Raw genomic sequence first — 12,525 nt, forward strand, 5'->3', positions numbered from 1 at the left:
TTTTTCGTTAGGATGTGGGAAAATGAAGACGTTGTACGATGTTCAACAACTTTTAAAAAAATTTGGAATCTATGTTTACGTTGGCAAAAGATTGTGGGATATAGAGGTTATGGCATTAGAGCTTGATCATCTACATGATGCTGGACTCGTAACTAAAGAAGAGTTCATACAGGCAAAGCTTGTATTAAAACATGAACATGGAATCGAAGAAAAGAAATAATACAATTTTTAGGAGGAAACTAAAATGGTACGTAAGTTAATTGGAATCGATTTAGGAGGTACAACAACTAAGTTGGCATTCCTAACTGATAGCGGTGAAATCTTAGATAAGTGGGCTATTACCACCGATGTAAGCGCTAACGGAGAAAATATTGTTCCAAATATCATTAACTCTATCGCAAAAAAGATGGAGGACTCTGATCATAAAATTGACGACTTTATTGGAATTGGAATGGGAACTCCAGGTTCAGTAAACCGTGAGGAAGGTACTGTAATTGGGGCTTACAACCTAAACTGGAAGACTACCCAACATATTAAGGATCAAATCGAAAAAGCATTGGGCCTACCATTTGCTTTAGATAACGATGCTAACGTTGCTTCACTAGGTGAATACTGGAAGGGTGCCGGAAGTAAGGACTCAGACGTTGTATTCGTAACACTAGGAACTGGTGTTGGTGGAGGTGTTATCGTTAACGGTGAATTAGCTCACGGTGTTAACGGTGGTGCCGGTGAAATTGGTCACATTACTGTTGAACCAGGTGGATTCGAATGTACTTGTGGTAAGCGCGGTTGTCTAGAACAATACGCTTCAGCTACTGGTGTTGTTAAGGTTGCTAAGAACCTTTCAAGCGAATTCACTGGTCAATCAAGACTAAAGGAAATGATTAATTCAGGTGAAGAAGTAACTTCAAAGGTTGTCTTCTTCCTAGCTGACAACGGTGATATTTTTGCAAACCAAGTCGTAGATCACGTATGTTACTACTTAGGTCTTGCATTAGCTAACGTTGGTAACACATTGAACCCTGACAACATTGTTATCGGTGGTGGTGTTTCAAACGCTGGAAACACATTATTACAACCAACAACTAAGTACTTCCAAGAAAATGCATTTAGACCTGTTAGAGATTCTACCAAGATTCGTCTAGCTCAATTAGGTAACGATGCTGGGGTAATTGGTGCTGGTTCATTAGCTTTAAGAAACATTAACAAATAACATTAGGGGTGTAATAACACATGATTCCATCCATGCTTTTAATTGTTGTTATTCTATTAGCAATCCTAATCTATAACAGCATTACTAGAATGAGAGCAAACCGTGTTGCTACTTTTGTTGATGAAGAAGAATTCAAGCAAGGTAGTCACAAGGGACAAATTGTTGACTTAAGAGAAAACAGAGACTTTGAATCTGGTCACATTTTAGGTGCCAGAAGTATTCCTTACTCAACAATCAAGATGTTTTATAAGAACATTCGAAAAGACATGCCAGTGTACTTATACGACCAAGGTAAGACTTTGAGTATTAAGACAGCTATTTTACTTGGTAAGAATGGATACAAAGATATTTATATCCTAAAATCAGGTTTTAGAAACTGGAATGGAAAGACTAAGAAGTAAATAAAAAAAGCACTTTACAATTCGTAAAGTGCTTTTTTTATTATTTCATATTAGTTTAAATGAGCGGAACGTTGTTTACGAACAACTCTTTTTCTGTTTTCTTCTAGTTTATCAGCTTGACCTTCAACAGGGTCTACAACTTTTTTCTTGAAAGAGAATAATGCTCCAGCAACTGCGCTTGAAGTTGCTAATGCACCAACAAAGAATCCTTTAGCGAATTTTTTCATTTTAAGTCCTCCTATATAATAATTTGCTTTACACTTACCATTATGATGTTTTTTTATTTATTTATCCAGTCTTAAGTATATTTTAATTCAATATTTTATATGCTAAACTTATATAGGCAGAAATGGTGGGATAATATGCAAAAAGTGCTAATAATTGTCGGACCAACAGCGGTCGGAAAAACAAGTTTATCAATTAAGTTGGCTAAGAAATTAAATGGTGAAGTTATTTCTGGTGATTCTATGCAGGTTTACAAACACTTAGACATTGGAACAGCCAAAGTGACAAAAGAAGAATCAGAGGGAATTGTTCATCATTTAATCGATATTATTGATGTCGACAAAAGATATTCAGCGGCTGATTTTGTTGAATCGGCTAATAAATTAATTGATGATATTCATAAACGGGGAAAACTTCCAATTATTGTGGGAGGAACTGGATTTTATATTCAATCACTTGTCGATGGATTGAACCTTGGCGGTGATCACTATGATAATGAAGCCTATCGAAATCAAATGCATGCGTTTGCCGAAGAAAACGGCAAGCATGCATTGTGGCTTAAATTAAAGAACGTTGATGAAGTATCCGCCAAAAAGATTGGTGAAGAAAATGAACGCCGAGTAATTAGAGCTCTAGAAGTTTATCACAACACAGGTATTAAATTCTCAGAACAAACCAATAATGCCGTATCAATTGATCCATATATTATTGCACTTAATACCGATAGAAAGGTATTGTATGATCGCATCAATAAACGTGTTGATATTATGTTTAAAGAAGGTTTAATCGACGAAGCGAAATGGTTGAATCAAAAAGGTGACATTTCCTTACCAGCATATAAGGGAATTGGTTACCGGGAATTCATCAACTATTTCCATGGTGATTTAGACTTAGAGGATGTTTCCGAATTAATTAAGAAAGATTCTAGACATTATGCTAAAAGACAGCTAACTTGGTTTAGAAATAAGATGAAAGTTAACTGGTATGACATAATATCTAACATGGAAGTTGTAAAAAACATCGAAAAAGATGTATTTAATTGGCTAAATGATAAAAAAGTGCCATAATATGTTAGAAGTTGTTACATTAAATATTGACATATTAAAATATAATGTTATTATAATGTTGTTAGAAGGAGTTAGATATGAAAGAAAAGGATTTAAGACGTTCGCTTTCAGTACTTCCAATCGGAACTGTTATGAAGTTAACTAGCTTGACCGCAAGACAAATTAGATATTACGAAGAACAGGGATTGGTTTCACCTGAAAGAAATGATGGTAACCGCCGTATGTATTCTTTGAATGATATCGATGTGATTTTAGAAATTAAGGATTATTTAGACGAAGGTTTAAATATTGCTAAGATTCAAGAAATCTACAAGAAGCGTAAAGAAGATAACAAGAATAACGATACGAAGGAATTAACTGATCAAGAAGCACGTAAAATTTTATCTGATGAACTTTTGAACATCGGTGGATTAAATTCACATGATGCTGCAAATAATTCTTTTTAACTAATTTAATGTTGAATACGTTAGGAGTAGGTGTATATGGCTACAAAGCATGATTATTCAAAAGACGACATTCGTCGTATTGTTAAAGAAGAGGACGTAAAATTCTTACGTTTAATGTTTACTGATGTTTTAGGAACTTTAAAGAATGTTGAAGTTCCAATCAGTCAATTAGATGATTTATTAAATGACAAGATTATGTTTGATGGATCATCAATCGAAGGATTCGTAAGAATCGAAGAAAGTGACATGTATTTACATCCTGATTTATCAACTTGGATGATTTTCCCATGGAGTTCAGAACGCGGTAAGATTGCTCGAGTTATTTGTGAAGTTTACAAGACTGATGGAACACCATTTGAAGGTGATCCAAGAAATAACTTAATCCGTGTTCTAAAGGACATGAAGGATGCTGGATTTACATCATTTAACATTGGACCTGAACCTGAATTCTTCCTATTCAAGATGGATGAAGATGGCAAACCAACTGTTAAATTAAATGACGAAGGTAGCTACTTTGATATGGCACCACTTGACTTAGGTGGTAACTGTCGTCGTGAAATCGTTCTAACTTTGGAAGAAATGGGATTTGACGTTGAAGCAGCTCACCACGAAGTTGCTCCTGGTCAACATGAAATTGATTTCGAATATGCAGATGCTCTAAACGCTGCTGATAATATTCAAACATTTAAATTAGTTGTTAAAACAATCGCAAGAAAATACGGCTTATACGCTACATTTATGCCAAAACCACTAAGTGGTATCAATGGTTCTGGAATGCATTTAAACATGTCATTATTTGACGACAGTGGTGATGTATTCTACGACGAAAATGGTGACTTGAAGTTATCAGAAACTGCTTACCACTTCTTAGGTGGTTTAATCAAACATGCTAAGAGTTACACTGCAATTTGTAACCCATTAGTAAACTCATACAAACGTCTTGTTCCTGGATACGAAGCACCAGTTTACGTTGCTTGGTCTGGTTCAAACAGATCTCCACTTATCCGAGTACCAAATGCTCGTGGACAAGCTACACGTCTTGAATTAAGAAGTGCTGATGCTTCAGCAAACCCATATCTAGCAATTGCTTCTGTTCTAGAAGCTGGTCTAGATGGTTTGAAGAACGGTATCGTACCTCCTAAGAGTGTTGACCGTAACATCTACAGAATGGATGCTCAAGAAAGAAAAGAAAACGAAATTGTTAACTTACCAGATGACTTACTAGATGCTCTAGAAGAATTATCTGCTGATGAAACAATGAAACATGCATTAGGTTCAAAGATCTTCAACAGTTACTTAGCTGCTAAGCATTTAGAATACGATGCTTACCGTGCTCAAGTTTCTGATTGGGAACGTAACCAATACATGGAAAAATACTAATAACAATTTAAAAAGAGTCGGCTTTTTGCCGGCTCTTTTTTATTTTTCAAACGTTTGTCATAATGATAAAATAGAATGTGAGGTGTTTAGATTGCTAAAATTTGACGAAATGATTCAACAAGCTGTTGCCAAGTTCAATAACATGGGGCAAAAGCAACAATTGCTCTTAAACGGCAATAATAAGCAACAAAAGCTATTTATCCAATTGGATTTATCTTTAGCTAAATTAGCAGAGGATTCAAAGCGTTTCTCTGTATACAAAAAAGATCAAGAAAATATTGATGTAAAAAACTATAAGGAAATGATTACTAAAGACGTTGCCAACGTAATGAAGTATTACTTGTTGTTTGCTAGCGTTCATAACTGGTTGGACGTAATCGTTATTGATGAAGAAGATTACAACAAAATTACAAACATTGATGCTGATCGTGACTTTAACCAAGTATATTTATCAATTAAACGAATGATGTTTAACGGTTTTTATAATCATTCTAAAAAAGATTTCCAATTTTCCTGGAAAATGTTCCTAAAATTTGGTATAGTAGACCTTGGCGTTGATGATAAATCATTGTCAGCTCAATTTAGTGAAATTAATTCATTATAAAAATTTTAATTGATTTAAAAATGATATTGACACCATGTCGATTATCCGATATAATGTTTTTTGTTGAGTTTTGATGTCGCGATAGCTCAGCTGGATAGAGCAACGGTCTTCTAAACCGTAGGTCGAGAGTTCGAATCTCTCTCGCGACATTTGAATAAATTGTTGAAGCATATCACTTATGATATGCTTTTTTTCTTGACTAAATTATTCAAAATATGTATACTTACTTTGTTGTATTTGTGGACTTTCACAGCTACAACCGCACGGACTGAGTATTAAGTCTTCTTATTGAAGCGCTTATGTTCGGCGAGTCTAAGCATATTATTCAAGGAGGTGCACATTATGTACGCAATTATCGTAACAGGCGGAAAGCAATACAAAGTTGCTGAAGGTGAAGCAATCTACGTTGAAAAGCTAAACGCAAACGAAGGTGAAAAGGTTACTTTTGATCAAGTAGTTTTCGTTGGTGGTGACTCAGCTAAGGTTGGTACTCCACTTGTAGACGGTGCTTCAGTTGAAGGTACTGTTGAAAAGCAAGGCCGTGGTAAGAAGATTACTATTCTTCGTTACAAGCCTAAGAAGGGTTCTCGTTCTAAGAAGGGTCATAGACAACCATACACTAAGGTTATGATTGACTCAATCAAGGCTTAATTAGAGGATTAAAAATGATATTAGCAAATATTATTCATGATAAGCAAAGTGATCGAATTACTAGTTTTAGTTTATCCGGTCATGCTGATTCAGGTGAGTATGGTAAGGACATTGTATGCGCTGCGGTTTCTGTTTTATCCATTTCTACTGTAAATGGGTTAACCGAAGTTGCTAACCTAGAACCTAAAGTTGTCAGTGATGACATCGAAGGTGGTTTTATGGAAGTTACAGTTCCTGAGGCTAATTCTTCCGAAGATGAGATTGCTGCTCAAGCAATTTTATCAACATTCCAAAATGGAATGCGGGATATTTCTCAAAGTTATGCTGATTATATTAAATTAGATATTACAATAGATTAAATTGTACGGAGGTGTAATCCAATGTTAGAAATGAATTTACAATTCTTCTCTCACCATAAAGGGGGAGGTTCAACAGCTAATGGTCGTGACTCTGCAGGTCGTCGTCTAGGTACAAAGGCTGCTGATGGATCAAAAGTTACTACTGGTTCAATCATTTACCGTCAACGTGGTACTCACATTTACCCAGGTAAAAACGTTAAGCGTGCCGGTGATGATACTTTATTTGCTTTAGTTGATGGTGTTGTACGTTTCGAACGTATGGGCCGCAGCAAGCGCCAAGTTTCAGTATACCCAGTATCTGAAGCAGTTGCTAAGTAATTAGTGAATAATGTAGAAAAAGCCTGATTTATTTTCAGGCTTTTTTTATTACCAAAGACTTATTTAAATAAAGCTAACATGATACAATGGTAGTAACGATTACGATTGCAATCGCTGCACTAACATTGCTATCATATAAAACATATTAGTAATACTAGGAGGAGTTTTAATCATGGCAACAATTTCAACTGCCCAATTTAAAACAGGATTAACTATTGAAGTAGATAACGCAATTTGGCGTATCATCAACTTCCAACACGTAAAGCCAGGTAAGGGTGGTGCGTTCGTACGTACTAAACTTAAGAACCTAAGAACAGGTGCTGTTCAAGACAAGACTTTCCGTGCCGGTGCTAAGATGGAACAAGCACAAATTGACACTAGAAACATGCAATACCTATACGAAGATGGTGCAGGTTACGTATTCATGGATATGGATTCATACGAACAAATTACTGTACCTGGTGATAAGATCAAGGATGCTTTAAACTACTTACAAGAAAACATGGACGTAAGTATCGTTCAATACGAAAATGAAGTTATCGGTATCGAAGTACCAAACACTGTTACTCTAGAAGTTGCAGAAACTGAACCAAGTATCAAAGGTAACACTGCTTCAGGTGGAAGCAAGCCAGCTACTATGACTACTGGTTTAATTGTACAAGTACCATTCTTTGTTAACGCTGGTGACAAGCTAGTTATTAACACCAATGATGCAACATACATCTCAAGAGCTTAATTAATAAATAATTGATGCTTTTATTTTGATTGGAGGGTAATTTTTATGGCAGAACAAACAAATATTTCTTTACCAAAGGCTAGTTCAAAGTTTGGGGATATTCAAATATCACCAAACGTATTGGAAGTAATCGCAAGTATTGCCTCTGTCCAAGTAAAGGGCGTAAAGCGCATGCGTGGCTCATTGGCAACAAGTGTTAATGAACTATTCGGTCGTAAAGAAATGGGTAAGGGCATTAGACTTAATTTTAAAGATGAAAAATTAATCGTTGATGTTTACGTATATCTAAATTACGGGGTTTCTGTTCCTAAAGTTGCTCTAGAAATTCAAGAACAAGTAAAACAACAACTTCTATTCATGACCGAACTTGATTTAGGTGAAGTTAATGTTCATGTAGAAGGTGTCGTTCATGAAAAACAAGATAAAAGAGCTAATTCAAAAAGTTTATTAAACGGCAATAGTAGCGATAAGGGTGAAAAATAGTGGAATTTACTAGACATAAAATAAGAGAGTATGCATTTCAAACATTGTTTGCTATCAATGCAAATGATACAACCGATAAAGAACTATTTTTTCATGCTATCTCAAGAACCGATGAAGAAACAGAAATTCCATCATACTACAACACTTTAGTAGATGGAGTTATCGAAAATAAGGATAGCTTAGACGATAGTATAATCTCATATCTTGTTTCCGGTTGGTCCATTAACAGAATTGCTAAGACAGACCTTGCAATTCTAAGACTTGCGTTTTTTGAAATTAAATACGTTGACGATGTCCCTACAAAGGTGGCAATCAATGAAGCGTTGGAATTAACAAAGAAATACAGTGATGATCACTCGAGAAAATTTGTTAATGGAGTTTTATCAAACACAATTGCTTAAGAAAAATGATTCGCGTAAAAGCGAGTCTTTTTTTAATACATAAACATTTTTTTATATGCTAAAATAAAAGAGAATTAAATAATCCTTTGGAGGTTTTACGATGAGCAATATTATTGATGGAAGATCTTTAGCAAAGAAAGTTAATCAAGAGACTGCAGATATGGTCTCAGAATTAAACGAACAAGGTAAGAACCCTTGTCTAGCTGTGATTATCGTCGGCGATGATCAAGCTAGCCACCGCTATGTGAGAAGCAAGCATAAGAAAGCTCAACAATTAGGAATTAAGTCAATCGTTAAGGCTCTTCCTGCAGAAACCACTGAAGACGAATTATTGAACATATTGAACGACTACAACCATGACGATGATATTGATGCAATTTTGATTCAATCACCACTACCAAAACACATCAACGAAAAATACGTTATGAGTCAAATTAACCCAGATAAAGACGTGGATGGATTCCAAGTGATTAATTCTGGTAAATTATTCTTAAATGAACAAAGTAATTATCCCGTGGCATGTACACCAAAGGGTGTCATGACTATGTTTGAAGAATATGGTATTGATTTGAAGGGTAAAAAAGCAGTTGTAATTGGTAGAAGTACCATCGTTGGTAGACCAATGGCAGCTTTATTAATCAATGCTGGTGCAGAAGTAACAGTGTTAAATCATTATGCAAATATTAAAGAATACACATTAGACGCGGATATTATCGTATCTGCTACTGGTAAGGTTAATACAGTAACAGAAAGTGATGTAAAAGATGGCGTAGTTGTAATTGACGTTGGTCAAAACGTGAATGATGAAGGTAAATTAGTTGGAGACGTTGATTATGATGGTATTGCTAAAAAAGCCTCATACATAACTCCTGTACCTGGTGGTGTTGGTCCAATGACCATCGCTACATTGATGAGACAAACCGTAGAACTATCAAAGTGGAGTGATATTAATGGGTAATGATTACCTAAGTGTTAGCGATTTAACAAGCTATATTAAGAAAAAGTTTGATCGTGATCCTTATCTAGATAAGGTTTATTTAACTGGTGAAATTTCTAACTTTAGATTGAGACCGGCACATCAATACTTTAGCTTGAAGGATGATAACGCCAAGATTAGCGCTATCATGTTTAAATCCGCTTTCGATAAGGTTAAGTTTAAACCCGAAGAAGGAATGAAAGTATTAGTTACTGGTAGAATTTCAGTCTATGAAGCAACCGGTAACTATCAAATTTATATTGATCACATGGAACCAGATGGTGTTGGTGCCTTGTATCAAGCATATGAACAATTAAAGAAAAAGCTATCTGCTGAAGGATTATTCAACGCCCCTAAAAAGGCCTTGGAAAAGTATCCAAAGAGAATTGCGGTAGTTACTTCACCTAGTGGGGCTGTTATTAGAGATATTATTACAACTACTAAAAGAAGATATCCAATTGCTCAAATCGTTTTATATCCTGCCGTAGTGCAAGGTGATGCAGCCGCTTCCGATATTGTTAGACAAATCAATCGTGTGAATGAACGCGGTGATTTTGACACATTGATTATTGGACGTGGTGGAGGTTCGATTGAAGACCTTTGGCCATTTAACGAGGAAATCGTTGCCAGAGCAATCTTTGATAGTAAGATTCCAGTGATCTCTTCAGTTGGACACGAAACAGACACAACAATTGCTGATTTAGTCGCGGATGTAAGAGCAGCGACACCAACTGCCGCTGCCGAACTAGCGGTACCAGTATTGACTGATGTCATGACTGATATTAAAAATGACCAAGTACGAATTTTTAATGCTTTTAGAAACAAATTAAGTCAATTACAACAACGTTTAGCTAAAATCCAACAATCATACATTTTCAAGCAACCTGAACGCTTGTATGATTCATACGTCCAAAAGATTGACATGCTAAACGAAAGATTGATGAACGCCCTAAAGGAAACAATCAACCAGTCCGATAGAAAGCTAAATGACTTAGTATATAATCTAAAAATCAATTCACCAAAGAACTTAATCAAAGAACAACAACAAGTTTTACAGGTAAAAGATGACCAATTAAAGAGAAACATTATGTTGTTGATTCAAAATAAACAAAATCAACTAACACAAAGAGTTGATGCGTTAGATCATCTAAGCCCATTAAAAGTTATGTCTCGTGGATTTATTTTTACAACTAACAGCGAAGGCAAGGTCGTAAAGAAAGTTGACGACATTAAGCAAAATGATGATATTGAACTAAAATTAATTGATGGATATGCGAAAGCAACTGTTAACGAAGTGAAAAAGGAGAGTAAATAATGGCTGAAAAAGCAAGTTTTGAAGATAACATGAACAAACTAGAACAAATCGTTTCCGAATTAGAACAAGGTGACATTCCTTTGGAAAAGGCACTAAGTGAATTCCAAAAAGGTGTTAAGCTAAGTGGCGAACTACAAAGTACTTTGAAGAATGCTGAAAAGACATTAGCTAAAGAAATGACAGATGAGGATTCTGAAGTTGCGTTCGAAAAAGAAAGTGAAGATAAGTAATGAGTCAATCTGTAGTTTTATCTGATTTTATTGATGAATATAAACCACAAATTGAAAGTCAACTAGCTAATCAAGTAAAAAAAGATGTTAGCAATGATCAACTGGCTGATTCAATGAGATATTCATTGATGGCCGGTGGAAAAAGACTAAGACCACTAATGAGCATTGCGACATTAAATACTTTAAATCACGAAATGACAGACGATGATTTAAAGGCGATTAGTGCACTTGAATTACTACACACTTATTCATTAATCCATGATGACTTGCCCGCTATGGATGATGATGATTTAAGACGTGGTAAGAAGACTAATCATGTTATTTATGGTGCCGGTTTAGCCACATTAGCCGGTGACGGATTATTAACATTAGCCTTTCAATGGTTAACCGATAATGACCTAGATGAGCATAAAAAGGCTCAATTAGTTTATTATCTATCTAAATTTGCTGGCCCATCAGGGATGGTTGCCGGTCAATCAATGGATATTTTGAATGAAAACAAACAGCTTTCCTTGCATGAAATTAAGAAATTACACGAAGGAAAAACTGGTGCATTGATTAGATATGCCATGATTTCTGGTGGTATTTTGGCAAATGCTAATCATGATGTGATTGATAAGTTAGATCAGTTTGGTGCCGACTATGGTTTGGCCTTTCAAATTTACGATGACATCTTAGATGTTGTCTCCAGTCAAGAAGAACTAGGAAAACCAGTGCACCAAGATGGCGTCAAAAACACTTATACTAATCATTTAGGATTAGATAAGGCATATTCTTACTTAGAAGACACGATTAGTCATAGCCGTCAAATTTTAGACGAATTAAAAGATGAAAATGATGTCGATACAGAATTGTTATCATCATTTTTAGATTACTTTAAAATAGAAAAATAGGAGTAGTTCGCATGAAAAAAGAAAGAGTAGACGTGCTACTTGTTCAACAGGGTATTTTTGATACAAGAGAAAAAGCCAAGAGAGCCGTAATGGCCGGAGAAGTTTTAGGTAAAAACGAAGAACGTTTGGATAAACCAGGTGTTAAGATTCCTGAAGACACAAAGTTGCATTTAAAAGGAAAACCAATGCCATACGTTAGTCGAGGTGGTCTAAAGCTTGAAAAAGCCTTGAAGGTATTTAATCTTGATGTTAAAGATAAGACTGTTTTAGATATCGGATCATCCACTGGTGGATTTACTGATGTGATGTTACAAAATGGTGCTAAAAAAAGTTACGCTTTGGATGTTGGTAGTAACCAACTAGTATGGAAGCTTCGTGAAGATCCACGAGTTGTTGTGATGGAACACACCAACTTTAGATACTCAAAGCTAGATGATTTTACAGAAGGTCAACCAGAATTTGCTTCAATTGACGTTTCTTTCATTTCACTTCACTTGATTTTGCCACCACTAAAAGATATTCTTGTAAAAAATGGCCACGTTGCGGCGTTAATTAAGCCACAATTTGAAGCCGGAAGAGATAAAATCGGTAAACACGGTATCGTTAGAGATCACGCTGTTCATGCCGAAGTTTTGGAAGATATTATAAAATTTGCCGTTAGCGCTGGTTACTCAGTTGAAGGATTAGACTTCTCACCAATCAAGGGTGGCGAAGGAAACATTGAATTCTTAGTAGACTTAAAGTCTGTTGATAATCCTTCAATTAATCCAGATATTTCGATTGAAGATACTATCAAACGAGCTGACGAACTAAAGTAATGAGAGGGA

General features: G+C 35.5%; 19 protein-coding genes, 1 tRNA gene and 1 other annotated feature. Of the genes, 19 read left to right on the forward strand and 1 reads right to left on the reverse strand.

The genetic code is table 11. From position 1 onward, the window contains the following. The first annotated feature begins 22 nt into the window (after positions 1-22). Genes ACOMA7_RS01385 through ACOMA7_RS01395 form a run of 3 tightly spaced genes read left to right on the forward strand, consistent with a single transcriptional unit; the run spans position 23 to position 1,614 of the window. Positions 23-220, forward strand: coding sequence for a YqgQ family protein (locus ACOMA7_RS01385; RefSeq protein WP_034530853.1), 198 nt, complete (start codon positions 23-25; stop codon positions 218-220). Between the two features lie 24 nt (positions 221-244). Continuing rightward, positions 245-1,213, forward strand: coding sequence for an ROK family glucokinase (locus ACOMA7_RS01390; RefSeq protein ID WP_034530854.1), 969 nt, complete (start codon positions 245-247; stop codon positions 1,211-1,213). A gap of 20 nt (positions 1,214-1,233) precedes the next feature. Next, positions 1,234-1,614 carry a rhodanese-like domain-containing protein gene (locus ACOMA7_RS01395; protein WP_220729633.1) on the forward strand — a complete coding sequence of 127 codons (381 nt, stop codon included), beginning with the start codon at positions 1,234-1,236 and terminating at the stop codon, positions 1,612-1,614. A gap of 50 nt (positions 1,615-1,664) precedes the next feature. Here ACOMA7_RS01395 and ACOMA7_RS01400 read toward each other — a convergent pair whose 3' ends face one another. After that, on the reverse strand, positions 1,665-1,841 hold the full coding sequence (locus tag ACOMA7_RS01400; RefSeq protein ID WP_034531052.1) for a DUF3042 family protein: 177 nt from the start codon (positions 1,839-1,841) through the stop codon (positions 1,665-1,667). 135 nt (positions 1,842-1,976) lie between these two features. Between ACOMA7_RS01400 and miaA the strand changes: the two genes are divergently transcribed. The 16 genes from miaA (at position 1,977) to ACOMA7_RS01480 (ending at position 12,516) form a co-directional block, all read left to right on the forward strand. Further along, positions 1,977-2,906 (forward strand): tRNA (adenosine(37)-N6)-dimethylallyltransferase MiaA, encoded by a 930-nt coding sequence (miaA, locus tag ACOMA7_RS01405; RefSeq protein ID WP_301945482.1) that lies wholly within the window; start codon positions 1,977-1,979, stop codon positions 2,904-2,906. A 77-nt stretch (positions 2,907-2,983) separates the two neighbouring features. Next, positions 2,984-3,352, forward strand: coding sequence for a MerR family transcriptional regulator (locus tag ACOMA7_RS01410; protein ID WP_053791775.1), 369 nt, complete (start codon positions 2,984-2,986; stop codon positions 3,350-3,352). Positions 3,353-3,388: 36 nt separating this feature from the next. Next, on the forward strand, positions 3,389-4,732 hold the full coding sequence (gene glnA / locus ACOMA7_RS01415; protein ID WP_034531055.1) for a type I glutamate--ammonia ligase: 1,344 nt from the start codon (positions 3,389-3,391) through the stop codon (positions 4,730-4,732). Between the two features lie 91 nt (positions 4,733-4,823). Next, positions 4,824-5,336, forward strand: a complete 513-nt coding sequence (locus tag ACOMA7_RS01420) for a hypothetical protein (protein ID WP_054608173.1) — start codon at positions 4,824-4,826, stop codon at positions 5,334-5,336. Positions 5,337-5,411: 75 nt separating this feature from the next. Next, positions 5,412-5,485: transfer RNA gene (locus ACOMA7_RS01425), tRNA-Arg, on the forward strand. Positions 5,486-5,583: 98 nt separating this feature from the next. After that, positions 5,584-5,660, forward strand: a sequence feature (ribosomal protein L21 leader region). Between the two features lie 18 nt (positions 5,661-5,678). After that, complete coding sequence (rplU, locus tag ACOMA7_RS01430) at positions 5,679-5,987, forward strand: 50S ribosomal protein L21 (RefSeq protein ID WP_034531057.1); 309 nt, start codon at positions 5,679-5,681, stop codon at positions 5,985-5,987. A gap of 14 nt (positions 5,988-6,001) precedes the next feature. Continuing rightward, entirely contained in the window at positions 6,002-6,346 is a 345-nt protein-coding gene (locus tag ACOMA7_RS01435; RefSeq protein WP_053791773.1) for a ribosomal-processing cysteine protease Prp, read from the forward strand. A gap of 21 nt (positions 6,347-6,367) precedes the next feature. After that, positions 6,368-6,664: a 50S ribosomal protein L27 gene (gene rpmA, locus ACOMA7_RS01440; RefSeq protein WP_034531059.1), complete on the forward strand. Its 297-nt coding sequence runs from the start codon at positions 6,368-6,370 to the stop codon at positions 6,662-6,664. A gap of 172 nt (positions 6,665-6,836) precedes the next feature. Next, a complete protein-coding gene (gene efp, locus ACOMA7_RS01445) occupies positions 6,837-7,400 on the forward strand; it encodes an elongation factor P (protein WP_034531060.1) in 564 nt (187 codons plus the stop codon). A 45-nt stretch (positions 7,401-7,445) separates the two neighbouring features. Beyond that, positions 7,446-7,883 (forward strand): Asp23/Gls24 family envelope stress response protein, encoded by a 438-nt coding sequence (locus tag ACOMA7_RS01450; RefSeq protein WP_034531061.1) that lies wholly within the window; start codon positions 7,446-7,448, stop codon positions 7,881-7,883. Further along, on the forward strand, positions 7,883-8,284 hold the full coding sequence (nusB, locus tag ACOMA7_RS01455) for a transcription antitermination factor NusB (protein ID WP_034531062.1): 402 nt from the start codon (positions 7,883-7,885) through the stop codon (positions 8,282-8,284). The genes ACOMA7_RS01450 and nusB overlap by 1 nt, the downstream gene beginning before the upstream one ends. A gap of 100 nt (positions 8,285-8,384) precedes the next feature. Beyond that, positions 8,385-9,242 carry a bifunctional 5,10-methylenetetrahydrofolate dehydrogenase/5,10-methenyltetrahydrofolate cyclohydrolase gene (locus tag ACOMA7_RS01460; protein ID WP_053791772.1) on the forward strand — a complete coding sequence of 286 codons (858 nt, stop codon included), beginning with the start codon at positions 8,385-8,387 and terminating at the stop codon, positions 9,240-9,242. Further along, the gene (xseA, locus tag ACOMA7_RS01465) at positions 9,235-10,575 is read left to right on the forward strand and encodes an exodeoxyribonuclease VII large subunit (RefSeq protein ID WP_421391517.1); all 1,341 of its coding nucleotides are present in this window, start codon (positions 9,235-9,237) and stop codon (positions 10,573-10,575) included. The genes ACOMA7_RS01460 and xseA overlap by 8 nt, the downstream gene beginning before the upstream one ends. Further along, a complete protein-coding gene (locus ACOMA7_RS01470) occupies positions 10,575-10,805 on the forward strand; it encodes an exodeoxyribonuclease VII small subunit (protein WP_414826919.1) in 231 nt (76 codons plus the stop codon). The genes xseA and ACOMA7_RS01470 overlap by 1 nt, the downstream gene beginning before the upstream one ends. Next, complete coding sequence (locus tag ACOMA7_RS01475; RefSeq protein WP_421391520.1) at positions 10,805-11,698, forward strand: polyprenyl synthetase family protein; 894 nt, start codon at positions 10,805-10,807, stop codon at positions 11,696-11,698. Before ACOMA7_RS01470 ends, ACOMA7_RS01475 begins: the two co-directional genes overlap by 1 nt. A gap of 11 nt (positions 11,699-11,709) precedes the next feature. Next, complete coding sequence (locus ACOMA7_RS01480) at positions 11,710-12,516, forward strand: TlyA family RNA methyltransferase (RefSeq protein WP_034531067.1); 807 nt, start codon at positions 11,710-11,712, stop codon at positions 12,514-12,516. Positions 12,517-12,525: the final 9 nt, after the last annotated feature.

Origin of the sequence: Apilactobacillus intestinapis, from assembly GCF_049166695.1 — a bacterium.
Classification (GTDB): Bacteria; Bacillota; Bacilli; order Lactobacillales; family Lactobacillaceae; genus Apilactobacillus; species Apilactobacillus kunkeei_C.